Annotated in this window: 22 protein-coding genes and 1 tRNA gene; 3 read left to right on the top strand and 20 right to left on the bottom strand. The window is 54.0% G+C overall.

Annotated features, from left to right (window positions below; genetic code table 11):
• Nucleotides 1–192: 192 nt before the first annotated feature.
• The 20 genes from OQH67_RS10750 to OQH67_RS10655 form a co-directional block, all read right to left on the bottom strand.
• A complete protein-coding gene (locus tag OQH67_RS10750) occupies nucleotides 193–1,293 on the bottom strand; it encodes a glycosyltransferase family 4 protein (protein ID WP_215436256.1) in 1,101 nt (366 codons plus the stop codon).
• A 12-nt stretch (nucleotides 1,294–1,305) separates the two neighbouring features.
• Complete coding sequence (locus OQH67_RS10745; protein WP_215436258.1) at nucleotides 1,306–2,166, bottom strand: hypothetical protein; 861 nt, start codon at nucleotides 2,164–2,166, stop codon at nucleotides 1,306–1,308.
• Entirely contained in the window at nucleotides 2,148–2,996 is an 849-nt protein-coding gene (locus tag OQH67_RS10740; protein ID WP_215436260.1) for a glycosyltransferase family 2 protein, read from the bottom strand. The genes OQH67_RS10745 and OQH67_RS10740 overlap by 19 nt, the downstream gene beginning before the upstream one ends.
• Nucleotides 2,993–4,312, bottom strand: a complete 1,320-nt coding sequence (locus OQH67_RS10735; RefSeq protein WP_215436262.1) for a hypothetical protein — start codon at nucleotides 4,310–4,312, stop codon at nucleotides 2,993–2,995. The genes OQH67_RS10740 and OQH67_RS10735 overlap by 4 nt, the downstream gene beginning before the upstream one ends.
• Nucleotide 4,313: 1 nt before the next feature.
• Nucleotides 4,314–4,979, bottom strand: coding sequence for an acyltransferase (locus OQH67_RS10730; protein WP_215436265.1), 666 nt, complete (start codon nucleotides 4,977–4,979; stop codon nucleotides 4,314–4,316).
• Complete coding sequence (locus OQH67_RS10725) at nucleotides 4,967–6,298, bottom strand: glycosyltransferase family 4 protein (RefSeq protein ID WP_215436268.1); 1,332 nt, start codon at nucleotides 6,296–6,298, stop codon at nucleotides 4,967–4,969. Before OQH67_RS10725 ends, OQH67_RS10730 begins: the two co-directional genes overlap by 13 nt.
• A 5-nt stretch (nucleotides 6,299–6,303) precedes the next feature.
• Nucleotides 6,304–7,278 carry a hypothetical protein gene (locus OQH67_RS10720; protein ID WP_215458961.1) on the bottom strand — a complete coding sequence of 325 codons (975 nt, stop codon included), beginning with the start codon at nucleotides 7,276–7,278 and terminating at the stop codon, nucleotides 6,304–6,306.
• 25 nt (nucleotides 7,279–7,303) lie between these two features.
• Nucleotides 7,304–8,164, bottom strand: a complete 861-nt coding sequence (locus OQH67_RS10715) for a hypothetical protein (RefSeq protein ID WP_215436274.1) — start codon at nucleotides 8,162–8,164, stop codon at nucleotides 7,304–7,306.
• A 4-nt stretch (nucleotides 8,165–8,168) separates the two neighbouring features.
• The gene (locus OQH67_RS10710; RefSeq protein ID WP_215436277.1) at nucleotides 8,169–9,665 is read right to left on the bottom strand and encodes an MATE family efflux transporter; all 1,497 of its coding nucleotides are present in this window, start codon (nucleotides 9,663–9,665) and stop codon (nucleotides 8,169–8,171) included.
• Nucleotides 9,666–9,800: 135 nt separating this feature from the next.
• The gene (locus OQH67_RS10705) at nucleotides 9,801–12,143 is read right to left on the bottom strand and encodes a GumC family protein (RefSeq protein ID WP_215436291.1); all 2,343 of its coding nucleotides are present in this window, start codon (nucleotides 12,141–12,143) and stop codon (nucleotides 9,801–9,803) included.
• A gap of 23 nt (nucleotides 12,144–12,166) precedes the next feature.
• Nucleotides 12,167–12,958 (bottom strand): polysaccharide biosynthesis/export family protein, encoded by a 792-nt coding sequence (locus OQH67_RS10700; RefSeq protein WP_215436294.1) that lies wholly within the window; start codon nucleotides 12,956–12,958, stop codon nucleotides 12,167–12,169.
• Nucleotides 12,959–13,012: 54 nt separating this feature from the next.
• Nucleotides 13,013–13,675 carry a sugar transferase gene (locus tag OQH67_RS10695; RefSeq protein ID WP_251828236.1) on the bottom strand — a complete coding sequence of 221 codons (663 nt, stop codon included), beginning with the start codon at nucleotides 13,673–13,675 and terminating at the stop codon, nucleotides 13,013–13,015.
• Between the two features lie 1,090 nt (nucleotides 13,676–14,765).
• On the bottom strand, nucleotides 14,766–16,187 hold the full coding sequence (locus OQH67_RS10690; RefSeq protein WP_215436300.1) for a hypothetical protein: 1,422 nt from the start codon (nucleotides 16,185–16,187) through the stop codon (nucleotides 14,766–14,768).
• A 508-nt stretch (nucleotides 16,188–16,695) separates the two neighbouring features.
• Nucleotides 16,696–17,346, bottom strand: a complete 651-nt coding sequence (locus tag OQH67_RS10685) for an NUDIX hydrolase N-terminal domain-containing protein (RefSeq protein ID WP_215436303.1) — start codon at nucleotides 17,344–17,346, stop codon at nucleotides 16,696–16,698.
• A 219-nt stretch (nucleotides 17,347–17,565) separates the two neighbouring features.
• A complete protein-coding gene (locus tag OQH67_RS10680) occupies nucleotides 17,566–18,297 on the bottom strand; it encodes a SanA/YdcF family protein (protein WP_215436306.1) in 732 nt (243 codons plus the stop codon).
• 18 nt (nucleotides 18,298–18,315) lie between these two features.
• Nucleotides 18,316–19,230: an ankyrin repeat domain-containing protein gene (locus tag OQH67_RS10675; protein ID WP_215436309.1), complete on the bottom strand. Its 915-nt coding sequence runs from the start codon at nucleotides 19,228–19,230 to the stop codon at nucleotides 18,316–18,318.
• A gap of 250 nt (nucleotides 19,231–19,480) precedes the next feature.
• Nucleotides 19,481–20,995, bottom strand: coding sequence for a hypothetical protein (locus OQH67_RS10670; RefSeq protein ID WP_215436312.1), 1,515 nt, complete (start codon nucleotides 20,993–20,995; stop codon nucleotides 19,481–19,483).
• A 692-nt stretch (nucleotides 20,996–21,687) separates the two neighbouring features.
• Nucleotides 21,688–22,182 (bottom strand): thermonuclease family protein, encoded by a 495-nt coding sequence (locus tag OQH67_RS10665; RefSeq protein WP_215436314.1) that lies wholly within the window; start codon nucleotides 22,180–22,182, stop codon nucleotides 21,688–21,690.
• Between the two features lie 227 nt (nucleotides 22,183–22,409).
• A tRNA-Leu gene (locus OQH67_RS10660) sits at nucleotides 22,410–22,492 on the bottom strand.
• Between the two features lie 71 nt (nucleotides 22,493–22,563).
• Nucleotides 22,564–23,025 (bottom strand): RidA family protein, encoded by a 462-nt coding sequence (locus tag OQH67_RS10655; protein ID WP_067569765.1) that lies wholly within the window; start codon nucleotides 23,023–23,025, stop codon nucleotides 22,564–22,566.
• A gap of 158 nt (nucleotides 23,026–23,183) precedes the next feature.
• Here OQH67_RS10655 and OQH67_RS10650 point away from each other — a divergent pair, with 158 nt between their 5' ends.
• The 3 genes from OQH67_RS10650 to OQH67_RS10640 all read left to right on the top strand — a co-directional run bounded on the left by OQH67_RS10650 (nucleotide 23,184) and on the right by OQH67_RS10640 (nucleotide 26,309).
• The gene (locus OQH67_RS10650) at nucleotides 23,184–24,842 is read left to right on the top strand and encodes a hypothetical protein (protein WP_215436316.1); all 1,659 of its coding nucleotides are present in this window, start codon (nucleotides 23,184–23,186) and stop codon (nucleotides 24,840–24,842) included.
• A gap of 105 nt (nucleotides 24,843–24,947) precedes the next feature.
• A complete protein-coding gene (locus OQH67_RS10645; RefSeq protein ID WP_067569761.1) occupies nucleotides 24,948–25,457 on the top strand; it encodes a ferritin in 510 nt (169 codons plus the stop codon).
• 348 nt (nucleotides 25,458–25,805) lie between these two features.
• Nucleotides 25,806–26,309, top strand: coding sequence for a hypothetical protein (locus tag OQH67_RS10640; RefSeq protein WP_215436318.1), 504 nt, complete (start codon nucleotides 25,806–25,808; stop codon nucleotides 26,307–26,309).
• Nucleotides 26,310–26,713: the final 404 nt, after the last annotated feature.

Here is a 26,713-nt window from a genome sequence, read left to right as displayed (position 1 = left end):
GCACCCGGTTCCCGAAAATGATTTTCCTGTGCGGGGCATTGAGATGCACGTGCCTTCCGATCCTGGTCATTCCCCCCACGGTGATCCAGCGCTGAAAGACGCGGAACCGGATGAAACTGCGCACGCCGTTGGCCAGGGAACGCAGAAACAGGATCAGCCGGGACCGGCCCGGGGCGGTATTGGCACGAGTATTCATAAACCCATATGTTCCATGAGGTGGTTGACGTATTCCCGGAATCCGGCAGGCATCAGGCATTCCTTCAAGTGCGGAAAGGACGGCCTTACTCCCCGGTTCCGGCAGGCTTCCCGGAGAAGAGAGGCCAGCCGCTCTTCGTCTTCCGGATCAAACAATTCCCCGTTCCATCCCTGGCGGATCAGGCAGGAGGAACCGCAGCGCCCGGAAACCAGGCAAAAACAGCCGGCAGCCAGCGCATCATTGACAACCGCCCCAAACGGTTCTACCAGGCTGGGAAGAACAAAAATATCGGCCAGATTGTACCAGGCCGCCAGGCGTACACCTTCCAGCCAGCCGGGAAAAATGGCGCTGACCTGCATACGGCCGGCCAAATGCTGCAGCTCCTCTTTCAGACTGCCCGATCCCACAATCACAAGAACGGTATCCTCCGGCAGACTCGCGGCCGCTCTGACCAGGCATTCCAAATTCTTCTCCGGAGCCAGACGCCCCACATACAGGACCACCTTTTTGCCGCGCAGTGCGTATTCTTCCTGCAAGGAAAGGCTGACGGGAAGCGCCTCGCGGCACTGCATCCTGAAAGCCTGTTCATCCCTGACAATGGGGAAAAAAATGCCCTTTCCATAGTGTTCCCGGTACCAGCGGCATGCCTCCGAATCCGGTAAAATCACATCGTCGATCATCGGCATGGCCATCTTCCGCGCCAGGGCGTGGAGGCGGGATAGTTCGTTCCCCCGTATCATGTCCATGCTGTCATCGCAAATGCTGATGATTTGGAACTTCCAACGGAAAACCGCACGCAGCAGGCATACTTCCAGGGCCAGAATGGAAAATTCCGGAACAAGAACCAAATCCGGCCTCCCTTCCCTCAAAATGCACGCAAGTCCGGAGGGAATGCGCCGCCCGGCAACCGGAACATGGTTCAGGTACCGGGGCCGGAAAACGCACCGGGATTCCATTTCCCTTCTGTTGTAGTGGTGATCCGGGGAATCTTCATATTCAAAGAACGCTTCCATGTCGCCACGCCGGGCCAGCGCATTGAAAAAATCAATGCGGTAGGGCGCCAAATATTGATGAAAAACCATCAGTTTCCGTTTCATGCCATTCATGGTTCAGTGCCTTTTCCTGTAATGCTGCCACACCTGTCTGGAAAATCCGGCAGCCGTTTCCCAAACGCCCGCACAACGAAGGGAAAACCGCACGGGATGGTGCTCCGTGCCGCACAGCGCCAGCAATTTCTCATCGGAGTATTGGAAAATGCGGTTCAGACAGCATTTGAGGAAGGGAATTCCGTGGCGGGAGGAGCGGAAGGGAATGACGTGCACTCCCTGATGATTTCCCAGAAGCTCCCTCTGCCGCCGGTCAATGGGGGAAAACAGGGAATGAAAATAGTAAACGGGAGTCCGCTCACGCAGAAACGGCGCCAGCCTGTAGAAAGGAGCCCGCTGCACGTCATTCCTGTAGCGGACCAGCAGGGGATTGACCACGGCGGCATTCTCCATGTCCGTTTCCGGAGCAAGATCAAAATAGCCGTTGAAGGAAAAAACGCGCTCCGCATGCAGCAGGGAGCCGAAAAGAACCGCCGCGTATCCTCCCGCGGAACTGCCCATCATCGTAACGCGGCAGCCTCTTGTCTCCTCTTTCAGCCATTCCAGCACCTTCTCAGGGGAATTCAGACGGGCATTAATGCCGCCCAGGTACCACTGCTTGAAGACGTCGCGGATGAAAATGTGCCTGCCGCAGCCCGGAATCCTGGTTCCGAACCATTCAAACGTATTCCTCCGGGTCACCCGTTCATGAAACCGGGCGCGGTTATTGGGAAAATACAGATCATTGCTGCTGAAATAAACGGCGCACCGCGAGCCATCCCCCTCCGGAGAATGTTCAATGAGATAATTGTCACGGGTCCTGTACGTTTCCAGCACCTCTTCATCATCTATCTGGAAAATCCAGTCTATTTCGTTTTTGTCCATAAGGCGGGGAAAAAAACTCGTACATGCATGCACACCATGGCCCGGCACGCGGCCGGCAAGCCTTCGTGTTTCCGGACATAATGGAAGTAATACCTGGGCTGGGCATTGCCCAGCGGGGAATACAAATTGCGGAGCCTGCGGATCAGGGGAACCTCCCGGTCCGTCCAGGGAACGGCCTTGTCATGCCATGCACAGGTTCCGAGGAAAGATGGGGCAACCCGCAACGGTATTCCGCAGGAATGCGCCGTCCGGGAATAATCGTAATCCCCCAGGGCGTGCAGATAGAATCCGTCCAGAATGCCGATGCGGTCCACCACATGACGCGGCACCCACAGAATGTTCCCGTGGCATAAGGCGCACTCCTGCAAGGTTCCGTCCGGAATAACGGGCTTCCCTCCGGACATGCCGCCATAAGTCCATTCATCCGTACCTGGACCGCACGTGGAGCCGCAGATGACGGCCAGGTGCTCCATCTGCCGGGAAGCTTCCAGCAAATGGACAAGGGCCGACGGATACAGCACGGTATCGTCATTCAGCCAGAGGTAGAAATCCGCGTTCTTCTTCAGGGCGTCCTCCCACGCTTTCCGCATTCCCCGGTTCCAGAAGAGGGTACCGTCCCCCCTGATCACGGATACGGAGGGGTAGGCCTGCCGCACGGCGTCTCCGGTACCGTCGGAAGAACCGTCATCCACCAGATACACGGAAAGCTCCAGTCCGGCTTCCGGCCGGCAGGAAAACAGGGAGGTCAAACAGCGGAGCGTCTTTTCCCTGCGGTTGTGGCACGTCATCAGGACCGCGAGTTTTTTTCCGAATGTATCGTCGGTTTTCATGGAATATGTACGGAAGAAACACGGTTGGAGGAAGAACGGCGGAAGATGCTTCCCACCCATTCATGAAGTTCACGATCCGTCATGGCCCGGAAACGGCTGGAATAGCACATGGCGATCATCATCCACAGGGAGACGTTCATGATATCCAGATTGAAATTGGTATCCTCCAGCCATCCCCACAGCCACCGGAAAGCCACAAACACCCCCAGCAGCTTCATCCAGCGGTTGTTGGAACGGTAAATGGCCAGATAGGAGGCCTGCCAGTAAAATCCCGTGTAGAGAACCAGCCCCGCCACTCCCGTCCAGGCGAAAATGTTGAGCAGGACGGGCTCGCACCAGGCGCGGCGCTTCTGGTCCTGGTAGGACTGGCGCTCATCCTGGGACATCTGGAAATTCGTTTCATATCCCTGGGCCGGAGTGCGCCCCAGCAAAATGCAGCCGTCCTTCATGGAAGAAGTGGCTACCTCTTCAAAGACGATGCTCCGGGAATCCGCCAGCAGGTCGTCTTCCATGGAACTTCCCGGCACTCCGGTGTAGGAACCGACGTCCAGTACGTTGAAGACACCGCCCAGACCAAGGACGAGAAACAGGGTGGGAAGCAGGAACAGGACATGGCGCATCATCCTGTAAAAACAATCCTTGAGCAAAGTTCTGCCGCAATAGAAAGCCAGCAGGGACAAGGCTACCAGCGCCTTTAAAATCTGGCTCCTGGCCCCCATGCTGATGCATACCATCAGGCATGCCATGACCAGCACCACCAGCTTCCACCGCCGGGGCAGCAGGGGCAGCCACGGCACCAGCATCAGCAGGGGATTCAGCAGGGAAGCGTAAAAATCCGGATTAAGAGTTAGTATGAACAGGAAAAAAACGGGAATGAATATCCGGAACCAGACGGACAGCACCTGCCGCGTGACTTCCGGCAGGCTGAACACGTAAACCAGCACGGGAATGAAAAGCGTGGGGGCGTTCGTTGCAAGCGCCCTCGCGGACCAGTAGCCGTCCACGGCGAAAACGCCCCGCAGGCAGCAAATGAATACCCACAGGAAATAAATGGAAAAGAGAGGATAGGTGGGAGCCGCGTCCTGCCGGAAATATTTCCGCATGATCACAAAGGACACGGCCAGCAGGAGGGCGGAGGAAAGGGAAATGGCCTGTTCCGTACAGATCGGGTGAAGGATGGCCGCAGAGGAATACATGGACAGCATGATCATGGCCTTCACCATGACGGCAAAGGGGAGCACGACCCGCATGCTTGAAGGAAGCCGGGATTTTCCATCAAGAGACCATCCTCCGCCTGCCTGGTATGAAATGTCCATATTATGCATGAAGTCCCCTTTCCATAACCGGGGAAACTTCCTCCCCCCCCCGGATGCGGCGGGCCGGATTCCCCGCCCATATCTCACCGGCGGGGATGGAACGCGTCACCACGGAACAGGCGCCTATGATGGCATTGTCCCCGATGGCAACTCCTTTCAAAATAAAAGTCCCGGCCCCAATGAAAACGTTTTCTCCAATCCTGACCGGAGCGGACCGGCGCTGAAGCAAGTCATCCGGACCCCGTCTCGCTTCCGGGTCCAATGCATGAAAATCCGAGTCCATGATGTGGACGCCAAATCCGGCCTTGACATCGTTCCCGATAGTGACCGACTGCGTGCAGATAATCACGGCATTGCTGATGCCCACCCGGTCCCCGATACGCAGCACACCGTCCCGGTCCACGAAAATCAGGCAGCGCGGGGAAGAACGGGAAACGCCATAGGAACCGTTTCTCATGGTAAACTCCCTTCCTATGCGGCACCGCACGGAATGACTCCTCCCCCTGGATATCCTGACGTCCGGAATTCCGAACGAACAGAGTCCGGGACCGTGAACCGCGTTGCTGGAATACAGGAGCCACCGGGCATACATGTTGTGCAGGGGATGCACGCAAATGCCCCAGCAACGGAGCACGGCCTTTTTGGCAAGATAAATCAGCAACTGCATGGAGAGTCCTCCTTTCTTCCTCCTTCACGTCCATCCGTCCCGTTCGCGGTATCTCCGGCAATGTCCCTGTAAATGCGTCTCAATTGTTCCGCGTTCGCGGAACGGTCATGGCGCGCCAGGGCGGCCCGCCTGCCGCGGGATGAAACATGCCTGCACAAATCCATGTCCCCGAACAGCCGGCACACCTGCATGGCCAGCAATTCCGCATCTTCAAACCGGTACAGGAAACCCGTTTCCCCATGGGAGACGGAATCCATCATGCCTCCGGCATAGGCCGCAATGCAGGGTGTGCCCACCATCTGCGCCTCCCCCAGGGAATTGGACTCATTCTCAATCATGGAAGGACAAACAAAAATATGGGCCTTCCTGAACTGGCTGCACATTTGTTCCGCGCTCAAGCGTCCCAGCCAGCGGAAACGGTCCCGGACCCCCAGCCGCTCCATCAGTTTTCCCAGATAATGGGCGTACCCATTCCTGCGCCACGCGGGAACGGACAGGATGTCCGGCCCTGCCACATGCACCCTGGCATCCGGATAATGCCGCAAAACCAGGGGCAGCGCCTCCGCCACCATGTGCAGCCCTTTCAGGGGGTAATGGGACTGGCTGAGAAAAATCGTATGCTTTTCGCACGCTCCGGCATCCCATTCACTCCTGTAAAAAGGCTCCCTGAGCGTAGGATGAAGAAAATGGTACCGGGCCTCCGGATTCATGGCCCACGCGTGCGCCCGGTCCCAGGCGGTGCGTCCGATCACGTGGCCCACCTTGCTGAAAAGTTCCCGTTCGTACCTTCCGCGCGCCTTCATCCTCCGCTGCTGGGCAAAAAGGGTATCGCGGCGCATCAGGTCGCGCAGAGTGACAAATTTCACGAGTTCCCGGCGAGAAATGCCGCCCAGATAAAACCCGGCGCAGACGGAAGACAGCCCCTGGATGGAAACGGCGGTATTCCCCGCACCGCAGGCATTCACCCAGGCCAGGGAGTGCGGATATTCGGAACCGTGAATATGGACCACATCGGGACCGAATGCGTACCGGGCTTCTCGGAAGAAGGGCTCCAGCTCCTTTCTGTAGGCGTTCATGTCGGCAGGGGCGGGAATCAGATAGTAGGTCATGGACTCTCCGTCCAGACGCCTCAGCCCGTTCCCCGGATAAAACATGGCCGCGGCCAGCTTTAAATCCGGAACGGCCTTCATAAGTTCCTGCGCGCCCGCATACATCCAGCCTCCCAGAACCGGCTCCGGCAGTCCAAGCATCCGGCACGGCTCCGGAAACAGGATATTGGTCAGCCAGAGCACCTTCATCCCGTCTTTTCCGGCATTCATCTTCTTCACCAGTAGCACCCCCCTTCCACACGGCTGGCGTGGCTTACCGTCTCCGCCCTTTCCGGCCTCATCCAGGCGTCGTTGAAAAGCCGGAAATAATCGTATTTGGGAGCGCCGGGATCCGCTCCATAGGCCGGATCCTCCCAGCGCCTGCCCCGCAGGCCGAAAAGCAGTTGAAGCGCCCCTCCCAGATGCACGGCCTGCCCTCCCCTCCTCTTGACATGGGCAGCCAGATGAAAACCGTAAGCCCCGCATCCAATGAGGCAGACATCGTAAACCCGGCGGTCTATCTCATCCTTCATCCACGCAAGGGCTTCAAACCAGTCGGAAAAACGGTCCGTCCCCGTACCCATGCTCTGGACGGCGGCCAGCGTCTCCAGGGAAAAAGGAGGCAGAACCTCCGGATTTTCAAAAATCCTGGTCCTGTTCCTCTCATACTGCCGCATGATGCTTTCCGCAAAAGGATGGACCACCAGCACTTTTTTCCCTTCCAGGGCCCTGCTCCATGGACGCGAAGACCAGTAAGGCTCCAGATTCAGCAGGCGGACGCGCGGAACGCCGTGAATCATGGGCATCACTTCCCATTCGTACGGCAGCCAGCTTCCCAGGATGTCCAGTTCCTCCATGTCGCGGAGCATCAGCTCGCAGAAACGGGCCAGATACTCCGGCGCAGCGGGGAAAAAACCGGACCATTCCCTCATCTGCCTCATGATATTTTTATTCCACCACCATTGGTCTCTCCTGCCTGTGACGTAATGCAGAGGGTTCCGGCCCGGTTTTTTAATTTCCAAATAATTATGCAGGCAGGACATTTCCGTGCAGCCAAACCTCCCCACCATGGCAGGTCGGCCGGAGCGCAGAAGATTCTCGATCATTGCGGAGGCTGCATCCGCATCCAGTTCACAGGGGGGCGGCTGCAGGGCCTCCCTGCCGGAACAGCGGCCAAACAGGCGGCGCAGCAAATACAAACCCGGATACATCAGTGAAATCATGGCAGGTATCTGTTCAATTTCCGTCGCGGGTATTACCCGCCCCAAGGTACCGGCGCCTCATGGCCCGGAGTTCCAGCCGGCTGCGCCACGTCTTCCAGTTTCTGGCGGCATTCCTGATTCTCTGGGCGCAGGAGCGTTTTTCCCCGGGATCAAAAAAACCCCTCCTGGAGAAATCCATGAAAATGCCGTGCCGCTCAAACAGGTCCGCCACAGGTCCGTACCATTTGCCATGTACGATACCCGTGAAAATGTAGGGAATAATCTGGTATCCCCCCCGTGAAAACAGGGCGGGATCCACCGTCAAAAACTCCATGCGGGAATACTTGGCCCTCCGGCTGCCGAAGTATTCAAACTTCCAGGCGGACTCCGCCTCCCTCAACAGGGAAAGGAGCGCTTTCCTGTTCCACAGGGCGCCCTGGCAGCACGCATACCAGGGATAATCCGGGTCACTGGTGAAAAGGCCTTCATACCGCGAAGGCTCGCGGGCGGGAATTCCTTCGGGCGTCAGCTGGATACAGGGAATCTCCGGATGAGCGCGCATCAGCGCCGCATACCGTTCCACCGCCTCACCATCCACCGGTCCCGTCAGGAAATAATCTTCCTGCATGTACAGCACCGTATCCGTTTCCAGGGCCTCCAGGGCCCACTTCAGGCATTGGCTCCATGTGGCTCTTCTGCGGACCGGAATATTCCGCCCGGCACAGCTCTTCAGGGAAACGACGCCCTTTTCCGGACCGGAGTAGGTCTTGTATTCCGTATTCAGGTAAACCGGAGCGGGGCAACCAGGCCAGTAAAGGGACCAGAGCCTGAAAAAAGGCTCCCAGCAGTCTTCAAAGGCATCACAAGTATTGATGAGAATGGAATAGGAATTCATGAAATCATTTGGAAAACTGAATTTTACCGCACACGCTTTTCAGAAGAAAAACAAGGGTGCCGCGTTCCCTGGCGTTCAGGGAAAAAAACCAGAGGAAAAGAAGGAAGGCACCCAGCAGCAAACAGGTGCGGAACAATACCGGAACAGGTGAAAGCTGCGGACAAATCCGGGCCAGGGCCACGCCCGCGGCAAGCGTAGCCCCGCTGGGAACGAGGCACGGCACCAGCACCTGGAAAGAAAAATCCCGCAGGCTCAGGCCCAGACGGCGCACGCAGATGGAAAGGGCCAGCAAGCCTCCGGGCACCGTGACAAAAAGAATGGCGGCCACATACATCATGAAGGGAGGCCACCCCAGGCTGTAGAATCCGTAAGTGGCGCCCAGGAAAAGAATTCCGGAGCCCGTTTTCACCAGCGTGTACAGGCGAATATTTCCTTCCGCATAAATGGCGGACCCCAGGCTGAGGAAAAGCTGTTCCATCAAGGTCCGGGCAAGCTGGAGCCTGCAAAACAGAACCGCCCAGGCGGGCACGGAATGAAGCCACAGGCCGAGGAGCCCCGGAGCTTCCAGAATCAGGGGAATGGCGAAAACAGCCATGAGCAGATACGCGAACTTGCACCCGGACAGGGAGGCCCGGAGCATGAGACGGCGGTTGCCCGCACCCTCGCTTTTTGAAATGACTGGATTCAGGGCTTTCAGCATGGTTCCGGAAAAAGCCATGGTTTGTCCGTTGATCTGCTGGGCGACAGCCTGCGCCGCATTGAGGGCAACCCCGAAAAAGTGGTTCAGGACGATGCCGACGCCGTATTCCGAGAGCATGCTGCTTGCGGAAACCGTAAAATTCCAGCACGCGAAGCTGCCCATTTCCCGAAAAACGCCCTTCTTCCAGTAACGCAGCGGAGCAATCACGCACTCCGCATAATTCCTATGGCAATAAACAAGCATGGCCGTCATGGCGAGGATGGAAATCCCGGCCATCAGAACCCCGTACAGGATCAGCTTGTCCGCCAGCACGTGAACGACAAGCAGGGCGGCCCCCAGTTTCAGAAAAGACTCCAGCACGCCTATCACGGCGAAATACAGCATATTCTCGTGAGCGTTCAGCATGGCTTCATAAGGAACGCCCAACATACTGAACACCGTGCTGGCGATCATGGCCCAGTAAACGCACCGGGCGGCAAAAATCCGGCCTTCCGGAATATTGAGAAAATGCCCGAACAGGAAGGGAGCGGCCGCATACAGCAGGATTGCGACTACAACCGCAATGGCAAGATGGAGGACTACGCTGATATTAAAGATGATCCTCTGTTTCTCGCGGTTCCCCTCCCCTTCGGCGTAACTCATGAAGCGCTGGGTAGCCGCCGCCATGCTGGCATTGAGAAAAGCCAGCATGGCAATCACGCCGGCCACCATGCCGAAAATGCCGAAGTCGTCCACCCCCAGGGCATTCAGGACCAAGCGCGTCGTGTACAGGGAAACGAACATCGTAATGCCCATTTTCATATACAGAAAACCTGTATTTCTGATTACTCTGGAGACGGTATTCATGGAACGGCGTAAGAAAAAATCCTGGGGGAATGCTGGGGAACAGATTTTGAGGAAAGAGGTTTTCCAAACGGGAAAATAAGTTCAGCCGCATTATCCGGCAGTTTTTGAACCGGAATATTCACTGTAATAATGAAAACGGGAATTCTTGAAATTCTCGGCATTGAGGATGAGAGCGACGGACTGGAATTCCCCCCTGGCCGCCAATTCCTGAATGGAAGGAACGTACTGCTTCTCTATCATGCCGCATCTGATGAGATAAAGGACCAGGTCCGCATGCCGGGCCATCAGGGAGGCATCCGCCACGGCTTCATACGGGCAGCCATCCACAATAATGCGGTCATACCGGGTGCGCCAGTACCGGATCAGGTCTTCAAACCGTCCCTGAGTCAGCAAGGCGGCCGGATTGGGAGGAACAGGACCTGCCGGCACTATGTCGAATCCCGGAAAATTCTCTCCGGATTGCAGGACGGAATCCGGAGACGCCAGCGGATTCATCAGCAGATGCGCCAGACCTCTGGAATTCTTCCCTCCGCAAAAGGCGGAAAGGCTGGCCTTGCGCAGGTCTCCGTCAATCAGGAGGACCTTTTTCCCCGTCTGCGCATAAGCGGCAGCCAGATTCAAAGCTGTAAACGTCTTCCCCTCGCCCGTCCTTGTCGAGGTCAGGAACACGACTCGGGAAGCCTTCTCCGGATTGGGCAGCAGCAGAAGTTCCGTATTATTGCGGAGAATATGAAAACATTCTTCCATGAAGGAACGGCTGTTTATGACGACGAGCGGCAACTTCTTGCGCTCCTTCCCGGAAAGCAGAGGAAGTTCCCCTGCAAGCGGCAGGCTCACCAAACCGACAAGGTCATTCTTATCTTTCACCTTGGTATTCAAAGAGTTCGAAACCATCAGAGATAGAAGGCACAGAAAAGCGCCGCCGGCCATGCCGCCCAGCGTCATCAGGGGGAGTTTGGGCGCTACCGGAGAATTGGAACCAAACGCAGGCTCCAGAATACGAGCACTTGGCTCCGTGGTAGCCAGAGCCAGGGCGTTTTCCTCTCTCTTCTTCAACAACATCAGGTAAAGCTCTTCCATCACCTTCTGCTCCCGGAGAAGGGGAACCAGGCCTTCATCCTTGGAAGCCATGTCCGACAATCCCCGGTTGAGTTCATCCCGCACCCTTTCCAGTTCGCCCATCCTCACGCGCAGGACATCGCAGTAATTGGAGATGGAACGGACGATGGACTCGCGCATCTCCTTCATATTCTCCGCCAGGGATGAAACCATGGGATTCTGCTTCCCTGCGCTGGCGCTCAACTTTTTGTATTGGAGGAAATTGTCATTGAAAAGTTCAATCTGCTTGGCAACTCCCGCATCCTGGATTCCTATATTGGCGGGAATCATGTCCCGTTCCCGGCCCCCCTCCGCAAGCAACCCGGCAAGCACCTTCACCTGACTCAATTCCGTTCTGGTGGAAAAAAGTTCCGTCCCTATTTCCTGCAGCTTGCTGAAGGTGGCCTCCAGCGTCGTGCTCATGTCCTTGACGATGCGGCTGTGGCGCTTGTAATCAATCACCTGCTTGTCCACGCCGCCCAGCTGGCCGCCGAGCTTTTCAATGCGTTTGACGATGAAATCCTCCGCCCGTGTGGATGCGATTTGTTTCTCCCGCCTGGAATGGTCATTGTAAACTTCAATAAGATAATTCAGGACATCTTCCGCCTTCTGCGGATGGGAAAGCCTCAGCGTCAACTCCAGCAGGCTGCTTTCCTTGGAATCGGGCCGCGTTACGCTCAGGCGGCCCAGCATTTGGGCGCAGGTCTCCTTGACGGAGAGGCGTTCCACGAAAATGGGCCTGCCTATGCTGCCGGAAGAAAAATGGGACGTAGTCCGCACGGTTACCGTGGCGAAGGGAAGCTCCAAAGGGATGCCGAATTTTCCAGGAAGGGCGGTTTCCTTTCCCCCCTTTTCCCGGTAGGACAGGGAAAATTCGCGGCCATTCAAAGGAGTAACCGCCAGGGAACAAGGCTGGAAATCCACTTCTTCCCCAAATTCCACCTTCAAGGGAGTCGTATGGTAAAGTTCTACTTTCCGGATATTCCGCTCTTCCCAATAAGAAACGCCGAGCTCCAATCCCTTCACAACGCGCCCCATCACCTCCGAGGACTGGACCACATAGCTCTCATTCGCAAGATTGGCTTCCTCCGCCCTGACGCCCAAATCGGAAAGAATGATTTCCGAAACCTGGGAATTTTTCTGCTTGTCGTCCCTCAGCATGATGCGGGCGGTTTTCTCATACAAATATCCCTGCCGCGCGAAAATAAAATAAGACCCGGTTCCGCCCAGCAAAGCGGCCGCCAGAATCCAGAGCCAATACCTTCTGGCCGTGGAAAAAATGAACCGGAAGGAAAAAATATCGTTGTCCTCAGGCTGTATAACGGGAATGGACATGAAGAAAAATCGAATGCAACTGGTTACAAGCTGATGGCAATGACGGCAATAATCAGGGACAGGCCGGAAAGGCCCCATGCATAATACTGGGCGCTTTCGCTCCTCATGTTCACCTTGCGGTCAGAGGGAGTGACATAGATAATGTCGTTCTGCCGGATGTAATAGTAAGGAGAGGAAAAAATGGACTTGCTGCGCAGGTCCAGCTTGACGATCTTCCGGTCATGTTCCATCTCCCGGATCAGCACGATGTCCCGGTTGCCGTCAATATTCAAATCTCCCGCCCGGCTAATGGCATCAAAAATGGTAACGCGCTGACCGTCCACTTGGTAAGAGCCGGGATTATTAACCTCCCCCAGAACGGAAAACTTGAAATTCATGATCTGGACATTGACGGAAGCGTCCTTGATATAATCGCTGCTGCGGAGTTTCGCTGAAATATCATTGGCAAGCTGGGAGCAGGTCTTCCGGGCCGCCTTCATCCTGCCGATGACCGGCAGCACGATGTATCCTTCATCGTCAACCAGGTACCCCTTGGGCCGCGAATTATTGCTGCTGTTGGAAATGGAATTGCCCATTTCCGCCATGATGAAAGGAGCGGTCAATTCCGGTTGCTTGCTGCTGACGGAAATATAAAGCTGATCGTCTTTCTGAATAGTCGTCTGATATTTGGTGACTATATTTTGGTGGGTCTCATCCGTAATATCCTGGATATAGAGAACCTCTTTGGGATTGACGCAGGAAGCCAGCAACAGGGAACAAACCGACAGGGAAGCCAGCCGAAAAATTCCGGAGGAAAAAAGGGTACGAATATTCATGGTCATTAGGCAGGTATGATGATGTGTGGTTTTATACAACTGGATAGGGGCAAGTCAGGATTCCTCCCGTCCTGACGGACACACCACAGGCACGGAAAGATCGTTCTTGATCAGGATACTGCCCGTGGTATTCCGGAAAGCGTCCCTGCACTGCTGGACATCCTTGCGGGTTATAATCCGGACAATGGTTTGGAAAACGATCCTGATATCCGTGAACAGAAATACATTCCGGGTATAAACAAGGTCGCAACACAACCGCCTGTAGAACGGAATACCGTTTCTCCCATACACCTGGGCCATTCCGGTCAATCCGGGGCGGACGGAGCAGCGTTCCGTGCGGTAGCGTTCGGGAAAAACAGCCAACTGCTCCGGAATCCATGGCCGTGGACCTACAAGAGACATGTCCCCCTTGACGATATTGAACAACTGGGGAAGTTCATCCAGGGAATAGTGGCGTAAAAAAGTTCCCAGCGGAAAAGACCTCCGGTTATCCGGAAGCAGGTACCCCTCCGAATCGCGGGCATCTGTCATTGTTTTGAATTTAACAATCCTGAATAATTTTCCGCGGTATCCTACACGCACCTGTAAAAAAAACGGAGACCTTCCTGTATGAATCAGGAGCGTTATGGAAATAATCGCCAGAATGGGCGAGATAAAGATCAATGCACATAAGGAAATAACGATATCCAAGACGCGTTTTCCAAGAAATTTATACATAGGCAAACTAATTCCTGGGCCCAGATTACCGGATTTCAAATTCGTCCTTTACAGGACGAATGGAAAACGAACAAAAATAGTTCATTATAAAAACATTACAACTTCACCACCATTCTGCCTCCTGTAAATTTTACACATCTAAATTTTTCTATATCAGGTACAAGTATCTGAACCGTAATAAAAATTATATAATTTGCATTGACTGCGAATTTGAAATCCGCGCAAATTTTACAATCTATTTACAGAAAAATGCTTTGCATGAACAATCTCCATTCCGCAGGAGCCATTTTCTTTATTTTCCTTCTGTAGAATAAGAAAACTGAAGTTTACGGAATTTCAGAAACTTTCTTCTGACATTTGGTTGCCGTGCTGTCTGTGAAAAATCCCGTTAATCAAAAAACATGATTAACAGAATAAATCAATTATTTAAACAATACGTTAATACTCAAATTACTATATACTTACAAAATCAAATTCCGCGTTTTCGTAAAACTTACAGTTTCAAATAAAGAAAAGGGAAAAAGAATTGAAAAGGCGCAGAGAACGGCATGCATATCCGGAAAAGAGAAAAATCCATTAGAAATAAATATAATATATTTATTTAAAAATAGTTATATCTATATATAACAAATATTTCTTCACGTAGGAAAGAAACAAAATCCGAAGAAGCGGAAACCGTCCAACCTTGGCACAATTCCATATTCCCTCCGGAATATCCGCTTTCAGCCGCTTGAAAAAGGCAACTACTGTAAAAACTGAAAAACAGGAAAACGGAACCTGGTTTTTCATGGACAGAGAAGCACCCCGGCATGGGCAGATAAGCCCTCCATGATCTGAGACGGCCACATATTATTGGAATTACCGGATGAAGCGGCAGCTCTCATGACACTTCATCACAAGCTTTCAAATCTTCTTCACAATCATCTCAAATGGAACATCCCGACCTACCATTCCTTCATTCCAGAAAAGGGGAGCCCATCCCGGACGCATTTCCTACGTCCGGGATGGGCTGCGATATCATGGCATCTGTGATCAATGCCCCCTTAATCATGAATACGGAAATATCCCATCCGTATGGCGACCTCATCTGTCAGGCCTGTTGGTAAATCACAATGGAATAGGTTACTCCATTGCTCATCCTGAGATCAGTCAGGCCAAGGCGTTCCGCTCCCGTCTCATTAGCCGTCAAGGTCAATTCCAAAGTACCGCCATCCGCGGCAGACACGGCAATCCACTCCGGCTTGTCCACTACTTCATAGGAAGTATCTTCCAAAGAAATGGATATGGACAGTACTTGTGCCGTACGATCCGGCTTGAACAGACTCTGGCTGATGGGATAACGTCCCGTCGTCCTGATATTTGATCCCTCATGGATGCAGACGGACCGGTTCCTCAATCCGTAAACGTCTCCGGAGTATATCGTCATTTTCAACACGCCGTCCCTCCCGTGGTTGCTCATGGCAAGTGCGTAATCCGACCAGCCGGCATCAATGGCATAGCCAATATAATAACTCTCACCCCGGCAGTCCTGGGCAAATAAATAGATATTATTATGCCACTGCTTGTTAGCCAGATCACCCTGATTATCTACATAACCGGGAGAATACAGGATAAGCCTCACCCAGTCTGAGGGCAGAACAGCGAACAAATAATCAAGGTTGCGCCCGTTGAGCAGGTTATTCCGGAATCCGGCCACGAACCCGAACCTCTGCTTGCCGTCCCCGCCGGTGGAAATCGGCCACACCATCGGGCTTCCCCCTGTGTAATCCCTCCAGCTGTCAGCTATCGCAAGAGCGGTATCGTACCTGTTGGCCGGCCTGGCTGTGGCAGACACGGGATTCGCGTTATACAGTCTTCCCCACTGGCAATGCACCCCCTCGGGTCTCGTATTGCGGCTGGAGCCGTCGGGATGGTCAATCCTGTAACCGCACAAATCCAGGGTGTAGGTATACTCTCCCCGAAGGTGTCCCGCAAAATTGTCTCCCTGTTGAACACAGTTCTGTAGAATCAGCACAGGGTCATCCAAATTCACCAAATGCCCGAAATAGGTGGTCGGGCGTCCGTTCCGGACAAACAGGTTCCAGCCCAGGGTATCCTTATTATTGCCATCCGGCAAAAACAGGGGACGGGACAAATCCAGTTTGCGGGCCGCATCCGTATCGGCTACAGGACTGACAGGAATGTTTATTCCTGCGCCGGCATGGACGGATTCCGTAAACGAACCTCCCGCAGCGGTCAGATTCCCGGCAAGAGCCATATTCCCGGCTGCGTCGGTTTCCGGCGCCCTGTTCCATTTTTCTCTCTCTTCTGTTGAAACATGCTTCACCGCATTGGATTCATGGGCAGTGAAGACATCGGTATCCAGTTTAGAGCCCAATTCATGGGCGTCAGCTTTAGCATTCCATGCCGTCCGCTCTTCTTCCATGATATGAATATTCGCATTCTCGACGTGCTCGGTAAAATCATTCTGAGTCGCCATGAGAACTCCGTTGATGGTAGTAATTTTATCCATATTTATCTCCGTTTATCTATGAAAAGGTTCCGATCCATCCTTGTCCCTAACTGAGTACCTTTCAATTTGAACGATAAAAACAATGGAAATGAACGCTTTATCATGATTTTGATACTTTTCCGCAACAATTACATCCAATGTGTCACGTTCAAGAGGAATTCTTCTGCGTTCCGATGAAGCGGGACTGTGGCTCCGAACGTGAAAAAAACATCGGCCCCACCATTCTCTCACCATCCATACCATTCCCCCCTCCTTCCGCATGAAAGGAAAAACTGATCCTCATCTGTTGTAAAACGGCACAGAAAGGCTTCGAGGGAGAACACTGGAATTCATGCCGCGGAAGCCTGCCGTCTCCAAACTTTTCCCCAAGAGGAAACGCCAATGGCGACATTGCCCCCTGCACGCAAACACAGGTGCCCCAGCGTTCCATACCGAAAAAAGCAAGGCAGGTTCACACTCCACGGCCTGAGCGGGATTTTCCGTTCGGTACTAATCCGCCGTTTCCCTTTTAATCAAAAACAGGATTCCAGAGCGGATCCGCCGCGGCGTCAAAGCACAGCCGCACCTGTTCAGGCGTATTTTTCTCCAGAGCCATGGGAGGCAGTTCCTCCCTGCCGAACCAGCGGCTTTCAGACGTTTCCACATTGGAGCGGAAGCTTCCACCCCGTTCTTCACAGAGAACGAAGATTTTGCAGACTCCGTAGGCATAGGGGGGAGGATTATGCCTGTTGCGGTCATGAAGCGCTATCAGCCGGACGGGTTCCACTTCCAGGCCCGCTTCCTCCCACACTTCCTTAGCCGTATTTTCCCGCACGGACCGGTTCACATCCACCCAGCCGCCCGGCAGGGACCACAGGCCGGACTCCGTTTCCCTGACCAGAAGAATGTTGCCGTCCCTGAAAATGGCAGCCCGCGTATCCATCTTGGGCGTTTGAAATCCCGTTTCATTGCAAAACAGGCCGCGGACCGTATCCATATCCAGCCCGGACCTGGCACTCATGATTTCAGCAGCAATATCCCTCAGTCGCTCGAAGCGTTCCAGATCATAAGAGTCTTTGGTGTAGGTGATTCCCGCCTGGGCCAGAAACTGGATTTCCACGGCCCACTCCAGCCAGCGCGGAGGCAGCGCTACACGAACCAGATCATCTTCCTCCTTCATAGGGCGCACGGTAGCATTCCCCGCAGATGCTGCCAATCTTTATATTCCTTTTCCATGCACATGACGGATTGTTCACACAGGAACGCTGGACCGTTCCATGCGGCCGCGGCAGACTGGCCCGCGTAACCGAGATTATTGATTAAACATCACTCCTGCTGAAAGAAGGTCCGTTCATTCCTGCCGGTCTGACGGACTGCCCAAAAAACGCCTCATGACATTTCAAGAGTTATGAGGCGTTTGGACAGTTCCCCCATCCTCTTCCGGCAGTGCGACCGGATCTCCCAGAAAACGAGGCTCCCTGCCCCACAGCCACAAATCCATCATCATCCACATGCGGGCGCCGCGTTCCCTGATCCAGCTTTTAACCCGGGAACGGCGGTTGGGCACGTCCGGAGCATTCACGGCATAGGCATCCATCCCATTGTACCGGGCAATCGCCAGGGCGCGCCTGTTATGAAAGGTCTGGGAAACGACGATCATTTGAGAGGCGCCAAACACCTCCTTCATCCGTACCACGGAATCCAGCGTCCTCAATCCGGCAAAATCGCAGACAATCCGGTCTTCCGGAACGCCCCGTTCCACCAGGGCCTGCTTCATTGCTTCCGGTTCATTATAGTCATGGGAGGAATTGTCTCCGGATACGACAAATGCAGTCACCTTCCCCTCCTTCCAAAGTTCCGCCGCTGTGTCCATCCTGTTGTCAAAATAGCCGTTGGGACCGCCCATGAACGTAGGTGAACACCCCAGCACCAGGGCTGCGGCCCTGACGGGGACATCACGGGGATGGTCGAACAGACGGCCCCGGGAAGCGGAATCCGCATACCATTCGGAGACGGCTACCAGCACACCCACGGCAACCACCGCCGCCAATCCAGTCTTCAGCATCAAAATCAGGATTTTTCTCTTCCTCTTCCACAGCCCCCTGCCCAGTTTTTCCAATCTGTTGATCATCTTTACAGACAGTAATTTCTATTTTGCTTTCAGCCTGGAACGCAGATAAGTTTTGACCGCCGGATCCACCGTCTTGATATCCAGGACGGAGTCTCCCCATTTATTCCTGGCCTTGATATCCGCTCCCTGATCCACCAGATAACCCACGACATCCAGATAACCGCCTTCCGCGGCAAAAATGAGCGCCGTCTTTCCGTACTTTGTCCTGGCTTTCACCTTTGCCCCTTTCCCGACCAGGTACCGCACCATCTCCAGATTTCCTTTTTCCGAAGCCTGCATCAGCAGGGTGCGGCCTTCCTTATCCGTAACATTCAAATCCGCGCCCCTGGCCACCAGCATTTCCATATCATCCATATTCCTGCCCTCGGCGGCATAGGCCAGCACATTCCGGCCGCCCTTGTCTCTGAACCGGACACTGGCCTTTTTCTCAAGCAGATAATTGACAACTCCATGACGCCTGCAGGTAGTTGCACGCATCAGGGCGGTAATTCCGTATTCCCGGTCCTTCTCATTTGGGTCGCATTTGCATTCCTCCACCAGGTACTTGACGATGTCCATATTGCCTCCTTCCGCCGCCCTCATGAACACGGATATGCCGTACTGGTCCGTCCTTCTGGGATTCGCCCCCTTGGAAAGCAGGTAGTCGAAAATCTCCTTGTCGCCTACATAAGCTGCCCAGGCGAGGGCGGACCAGGTCATATCGTCTCCGGCATTGACATCCTGCCCTTTTTTCAGGGCTTCCAGCCGCAGCTTCAGATTCACAAGATTTTTTGTCCGGTTCTTCTGTTTGACCGGATCGGCTTTGGCTTGCATGGCCTTTACCTTGTCCAAAGCGGCATCATAGGAGTCAAGGGCGCGCGCCATCAGGGGAGAGAATGCCGACAGCACGAGGCAGGCGATTCCCCATGCAGGGAAAATATTCTTTTTGATCATAGAGGATTGGTGTTGGAAATCCGGGGAAGCCCGGAAACGACATTTCCAAGGCTCCCCTGAATTGCAGACAATCGTAGGGCAACATGCTGACGGGGTCAATTCCATAAAAACGGCCCCGCATGGATCACAACGGAAGCCATGCGAGGCCGGGGAAACAACTTTCAACGGACGGAAAACAAAAGGGTGCCGGAAATTTTTCTTCTACCGGGAATTGATCTGGAGAACGTTGTTTCTGATTTGGTCAGTCCCCTCAAGCTGTCTGGTTGATCTTGACGACGGAAGCCTGCCCATAATGATGGCTGATGAAGGCCCATACTTCCCGGCCTTCCCCGGTCGCATTGGCTGCGAGCGTCAACGTCACCTCCCCACTCCCTCCCGGCACCTGTTCCGTGGATTGACGGCACCATACAGCGGCAGGATCATGTCCGCACATGGTGTCATTAAGAATATAGATATCTTCTGCAAGAACAGAAGAGACGGTCAATATCACATCCCCTCCGGCAGCAGGTACATCCAGCGTACTGGCTTCCACTACAGGAATCGGCTTGGGAGTCACTCCGGACATGACCACTTGGCTTAAAATTTCAATGGCCGATTTCCCTCCCAGTTTATTGCGGTTATCCACCCGCATGCCGGACATCCTGAGTCCGAGTTGCCGGGTAGCCGTTACCTCGTGAGCCTTGACAGCCGTGCTAATCGCACAGGTGTGTCCAAGACCGTAAAATTCCGCCGTCATGGGCATTACATAATTGCCGTTAATCCACAACTCCCACCTGTTCATGGTATCCCTGTAATCCTGGCTGCTGCGAGGAGCCATCGCTACGGCGATCCGGCTTAGGGACGGTACCAGTGCCCATACATACTCAATTTGATCAACAGGCGCTCCATAGTGCGTGCCCCGTACCAGACATGAAGAGGAAGATCCCAGATATTCCTTCCCATAGGTGGTTATCTGGTATGCAGGCAATGAGTCTCTCGCATTATTCTTGTTAATGGAATTCGTGTACGGATATCTGTAAGAAGTCATATTACTGGTAGCCCAGTGTATAGAATGATTATAACATTCTGAATTTGAATTATTTTCCGAACCATATCCATGAGAAGTTGAACCAAGCATCAGGGAAACGCGATCAGCATTGCTCAAGTACCAGGATACGGCGCCAGCCCATTCTTCCATAGAGCCATAATCTCCAATAAATCCAGAAAATTGCCACGCATGGGTCTTTCCAAGAAGTAATGAAAGGCCTGGCGCCGGCGTGAAAGTAAAGACCAGATGGTGCCAGTTATCTGAGATAATAGCTCCGTACTGGAGGGACGCATTGGCCGTGCGGCAGCCTATATTGCCGGCCTGCCACCGATGAATGATTTCGCACCATGCGGGTATGGCTGCTATACCGCTATTACATACCAAAGGCCACTCATTCGCAGCCCTGAAGAATAACCAGCTATCATAGTTCAAAGCCTCTTGAGCGCTGGAAGGCACCGGAACACATATGCCTCCCTTTGCATTAACCACTGCATTGCAAGTCTGGGGCTGCGTCCATGTATTTTCCGCGTTCAGCTGCCCGTAACGCGTGTCGTTTTCCTCCCGGGAAACATGAATGGCCGCATTCTCTTCATGAGAAGCTAAAGCGGAAGCGTCCGCCTTGGCATTCCATGCCGTACGTTCTTCTTCCGTTACGTGAACGGTTGCATCCTCAACATGCTCATTGAAATCATTCTGCGTAGCCATGAGAATTCCGTTAATAGTGGTAATTTTATCCATGATTATTTTTGTTGGTTGCAAGCGTTGTAAAACGCTTTCATTTTCAGTTTTAATGGGGGGCTCCGGACAGCCGGCAGTCGAAAATATCCAACTATGCTCGGTTGACTCGGCGTCCAAGACAACTGACGAAGCGGTTCCCTATGGAAGTTTTCTCTTCCGAAGCAAAGGTATCCGCCATTACCCGTTTTTCCCGGCCCAAGACAATAATTCTTTATGCGCTGGGTAAAAACGGCAATAATCGATACCACTTCTTCCCAAATCTGTACGTGATCAGGAGAAATATCATCCCGCCTGCCACGTTGAGAACAGAAAGCTTCTGCTGAAAGTCGCAGTAACTATTCCTTCTCTCAAAAATATGGAAAAATATTCTTTTCTAATTCATTTATAAAAGCTATCCAGCAGGCGTTTTTGAATCAATACCTTCCAGAACACCACCTCAAGCACACCTCTAATTCCGCCATCATCTCCAGAGGGAGAAAACCACCCTCACTCAACCTGCCAGTCTTTTATGAAGCATTCCTGCGCTTGACTGAAACGGGCGCCTTGCACCATTGGTTCGGAAAACCTTGCTTCCCCAAAATAGAGGCACGACCAACAATTCCTCACTCCTGAAAATGAAAATAGGCCCGCCAAAAGCGAGCCTTTATCCGGGGCTTCTTATTTCTCTCGTCTGGCCGATTCAGCAGTAAATCTTACTTATCTCTCTTTTTAGTACCATCCTCTTTTCTCTTCTCAGCTTTCCATTCCCAGGGCGGAATCGGACTCGGTTCCGACCACAACCCTTTTTTGCCGGCTCTGGCTTCCGATTCATGGGAGGCAAGTTTCCGGCTGGTTGAATGCTTGTAACGCCAGGCCCATCCTTCCCGCACCATTTCCTCATCCACGGAAGCAGTCCCATACACCACCAATCCCAAAATGCGGCCATACCTGTCACGCCCGATATACCGCACGGTAACAGTCTCCCCCCAGATCAGCTTTTCCAAATAGTGTTTCGCTCCATCATAACCGTCCTGCCCCCTCTCCGGCGCGTCGATTCCTTCAAGACGAACTTTATGAACAATCTTTTCTTCCGGCGTTTTCTCCAAAACAACAATGGTATCACCGTCAATAACATTAATCACAACTCCCCTGATCTCTTCACCAAAAGCAATACAGGAACCCAGAAAAAAAAACGGCAGCCACTTCATAAAGTAGTGATATAATGTGAAGAATGGCAACAGACAAGCATTATGTGAACAAGAGATTGCCCGGAAACAAGGTATCAGCCCCTCACCATTCCACAGGCCGCTCATTTGATAGCAGCCTTCCTTGTACCAAATTATCAAAAAACCAGTGCCACCTGCATTCTGAGAGACGAAAAAGGCCCGCCAGAAGCGAGCCTTTTATCTATGTAATTTATTGCTGTTTAGCGAAGTACCCCCGACCGGACTCGAACCGGTACGATCTTGCGATCAACAGATTTTAAGTCTGCAGCGTCTACCATTCCGCCACGAGGGCATTGACCGGACGGCACTTTACAGGAATGCCGTGGGGATTCAAGTCCGAATCCCTTCAGGCCCGTCAATGGCCTAGTCGCGGACTTCCACAACCATGCTGATTTCCACCGCTACGTTGAGCGGCAGGGCGGACACGCCGACGGCGGTTCGGCTGTGGCGGCCGATTTCCCCGAAGGCTTCCACCAGCAGGTCGGAGGCGCCATTGAGCACCTTGGGATGATCATAGAATTCCGGCCCTGCATTGACAAAGCCGTTGACAGCCACGATGCGGGAAACCTTTTCCAGGGAACCCACCGCCTGTACGATGACGGCCAGGCGGTTGAGGATGGCTGCCCGCGCCGCGGCCTGCCCTTCCTCCACCGTGAGGTCCTGCCCCACCTTGCCAAAATATTTGTCCTCTCCATTCACGGAGATGCCGCCGGAAAGATGAAGCAGATTGCCCGTGCGCACGCATTGGACGTAGGAGCCTACCGGGGCCGGAGCATCATAAACGGAGTAGCCGAGTTCGGAAAGTCGTTGACGTATTTTATCCATAAAATAGAATTTTTTAACGAAGGTTGGATGAGGAAATGCGGCGGATGACGAGCATTTCCCGCCGCATTTCATGACATTTTGAACGTTTTTAAGGCCGTTTGCACGTAAAATGATTGCCATATACCTCATTTAGTTGCTATTGAAACAACCCGTACATCATGACCGAAGAAACTCCCTCCACAGACTCCAAGCAGCAACTGCCGGATCTTTCCGGCCTGGCCGACTTCCAATTTGGTCCGGCATGGGCAAGAGCCGGAGCCCGGAAGGAATACTCCGGTTCCTCGCCGGCCTACCGTGACAGGGATCGTCAGGGTGACCGCCGGCCGCGCCGCGACAACCGTGACGACCGCCGCCCCAGAGGGGAGCGCCGTTTTGACGGACAGGGAGAAAAAAGGTTTAACCGGGACGACCGCAGCCGCGGGCCTTTCCGCGGGCACCGCGATGGAGACCGCTATGAACGTCCCGCGCGGGCGCCGCAGGCGGAACCGGCGGAAGGGCTGCGCGTGGAGCTGCGCCCCGTGGACTCCGGCCTGGCCGCGCTTTCCCAGGAGGTGCAGAAGCACCGCCGCACCATTTCCCTGATGGACCTGGCCAAGGTGGTCATGGGCGCGTTCGACCGTTATGACCTGGTGTTCATGAAGCAGGAGAACGGTCCGGACCTGTACCACTGCAAGCATGGCGACGGAGCCTGCTTTATTTCCCGCCAGGAAGCCGTCAAGCATCTTTGGAACGCCGAATGGCTGCCCCGGTATTACGAGTCCGTGGAACAGGAAGTGGAAGCCCCCAAGGGAGATTTCAAGGCGATTGCCAAGTGTTCCCTGAACAATGAACTGATAGGCCCGGTGAACTGGCACGGCTACCAGTCCGCCCTGATGAATCTACACCGCACCAAGTTTTCGGACATGCCTTTCGAGGTTTTCCGTTCCAAGATCGTCACGGACAAGAATGAAGAAACCGTGGAAGCCTGGCAGGCCTCCGTTTCCAAACGCACGGCCTGGAAACCCCTCCGGGAAGGAGCTCCGGAAACCCTTCTGGAAACTCCGGCCTCCGTGGAACAGGATTTTGACGCCAACCATTTTGAAGAATGCTACGACGTTACGGACAAGGTGTTCGTAAACGGCGCGGTGAAAAAGACCCATCTTTCCCCCGGCCTGTGGGCGCATCTGATCCAACTTTCCAGTACCACCCGGCGCCATCCCAGCATGCTGATTCCGAACCTCTGCCACGGGCTGGCCCGCCATCACATGCCTATCTTCAAATGGCAGGGCAACCACTATACGGGACCGGCACGTCCCAAGGCCATGACGGAAAACACTATTCTTTCCGACTCCCTGATGTCCATCGTAAACTGGGCAAAGGAACATCCCGGCAAGGGAGTGGACGTCATGCTCAGGGAGCTTTCTCCCATTCCGGACCATGAAGGAGTGACGGAAGAGGAAACCGCCCGGGCCAAGGAAAAGCAGCAGCTTCTGGTCCGCGACCTGCTATGGCTTTGCGAACAAGGCTATATCCTGGTTTTCTCCAACAACACCGTAAGCCAGCCGAAAACGGCTCCCGCACCGGCCCAGTCCCAGCCTAAAAAGGAAGCGAAACCCGCCAAAGGCAGGAACAAGGCGGCCGCTGCCGTCAAGGAAGGTGCTTCACAGCCCTCTCCGCAGGAAGAAGAAGCCGTACAGCCCTCCGATACTCCGGCCTCCGGGCAGGAATCCGCAGCGGACGCATCTGCCGCAAAGGCGGAGGAAGCTGTAACCATATCCCTGGAAACGGAAGAAGCCCCCGCGGAAAAAACTCCGGAAGCCGTTCCCGTAGAAGCCTGATTTAGCGGATTTTTCCCGAATTTCCCGTCATACAGCCCGCAGGATTATCTTGATCCTGCGGGCTTTGTTTTGTAGAAGGAAAAGGAAATCAACAGGATTTTTACTATGATCAGTACAACAATGGCAACCGCTCTGAATGAGCAAATCAAATGGGAAATGTATTCCGCCAACCTTTACCTCGGCATGTCCGCCTACATGCAGGACGCCGGACTCACGGGGTTCGCCCACTGGATGCGCATCCAGTACCAGGAGGAAACCGCCCACGCCCTGAAGCTTTATGATTTTCTGCTAGCCCGTGGCGGCCAGGTAGTCATGCTTCCCATTGACGCTCCCGCGGCAGAATGGGCCAATGTACTGGAAGTGTTCGAAGCCACGCTTGCGCATGAGCAGGAAGTTACCCGCCGCATCAATGAGCTGGTGCGCCTGGCCAAGGAGGAAAAGGACTTCGCCACGGACATTTTCCTGCATTGGTTCGTCAGCGAGCAGGTGGAGGAAGAGGAAACCGTCAAGGACATCATCAGCAAGCTCCGCCTGATCAAGGGAGAAGGCCAGGGAATGCTCCTCCTGGACAAGGACCTGGGTTCCCGCGTCTTTACCCCTCCCCCCGCCAATTAACGCATAACAAGCGGCTTTCCGGCCATTCTCCGGCCCTGTTTCATGAAAAACCGTGTCCCGGAGAAGGGCCTTCCTCTCTCCCCGCCGGAGGGATAGACTCTCCTTCCCCGGTACAGCCCGTTTGAAAAAAGCCGTTTTACTACCCACGATATTCCCTACTGCCAGCATTCCCGTTTTTCATGGACCGAGATTTGTTCCCGGATTCCGGACTTCCGGCTCAATCATCAATCGCCTCCTGCGGCGGTACGGGTAGAACGCCTTTCCCCGGAATTGCCCGGCTAATCAACGTCCCCGTCTCCGTTTCTTCTCCACGGGAAGGCAAAATACACTCCCTCTCTCCACAAACACATGAAAGAATTTGAAAAAGCATTGACGAGCCAGGGCAAACACCCCTCCATTCCGGAGGAAGACAACTGGTTCGGTCCGTTGGTGGGAACCTGGGACATGGAATGGATTGACGGCCATGGCACGGAACAGGAACGCCATGTTCCGGGGGAATGGATTTTCTCCTGGGTTCTGGAAGGCACGGCCATTCAGGACATCTTTATCTGCCCTTCCCGCCAGGCCAGGAAGACGAAAACGTGGCCGGATGCGGCCTACGGAACAACCATCAGGATTTACCACCCCGGAAAACGCGCGTGGGACATCTTTTACGGAACCGCCGGGGAAACCGTACAACTTGAAGCTAAAAAGGAGAACGGCCAGATCGTCCTGACCGAAATCACGCAAAAGAACATGAAATGGATTTTTTCCGACATCACGGATCATACGTTCCATTGGAAAAACATCCATACCCCGGATGGAAAGAACTGGCTGGTCGGCGGAGAAGCATTTGCCACCAGAAGGCAGTAACAGGAAGGAAAGCTCCCCGTCCGCCCGGATATCCCTGAATTGAAGGAAAAACCCGGAGAAAAATGCCTCTCTGCACGTGGGCCTGCCCACCCAGCCCCTCGCCTGTACCGTCTCCGGACATGACACTGAACTGACGCCTTTCCACAGGCTTCAACCCCCGTTTACCCCTCCTGCGCGGAAACTCCGCACCGGCGGAGCCATTTCCTGGCAGACAGCACTTTAGCGGCATTTTCCATAAGGATGTTTTAAAGAAAAAAGCCTCCTCCACGGAGAAGGCATTCCAACTCTTCCGGAACGGGCCGGGCACCGCAAATCCACCGTTTTCCATCCCCTTGAAGCGCCTCCGCTCCGGCATAAAACTTTCCGTTTGAAGTGGCAAATTCCAGCCTTTTTCCCGTTTCCGC

It is taken from the genome of Akkermansia biwaensis (genome assembly GCF_026072915.1).
Classification (GTDB): domain Bacteria; phylum Verrucomicrobiota; class Verrucomicrobiia; order Verrucomicrobiales; family Akkermansiaceae; genus Akkermansia; species Akkermansia biwaensis.
Note: the sequence above shows the minus strand (reverse complement) of the source record. Positions and strands in the feature narration are given on the sequence as shown.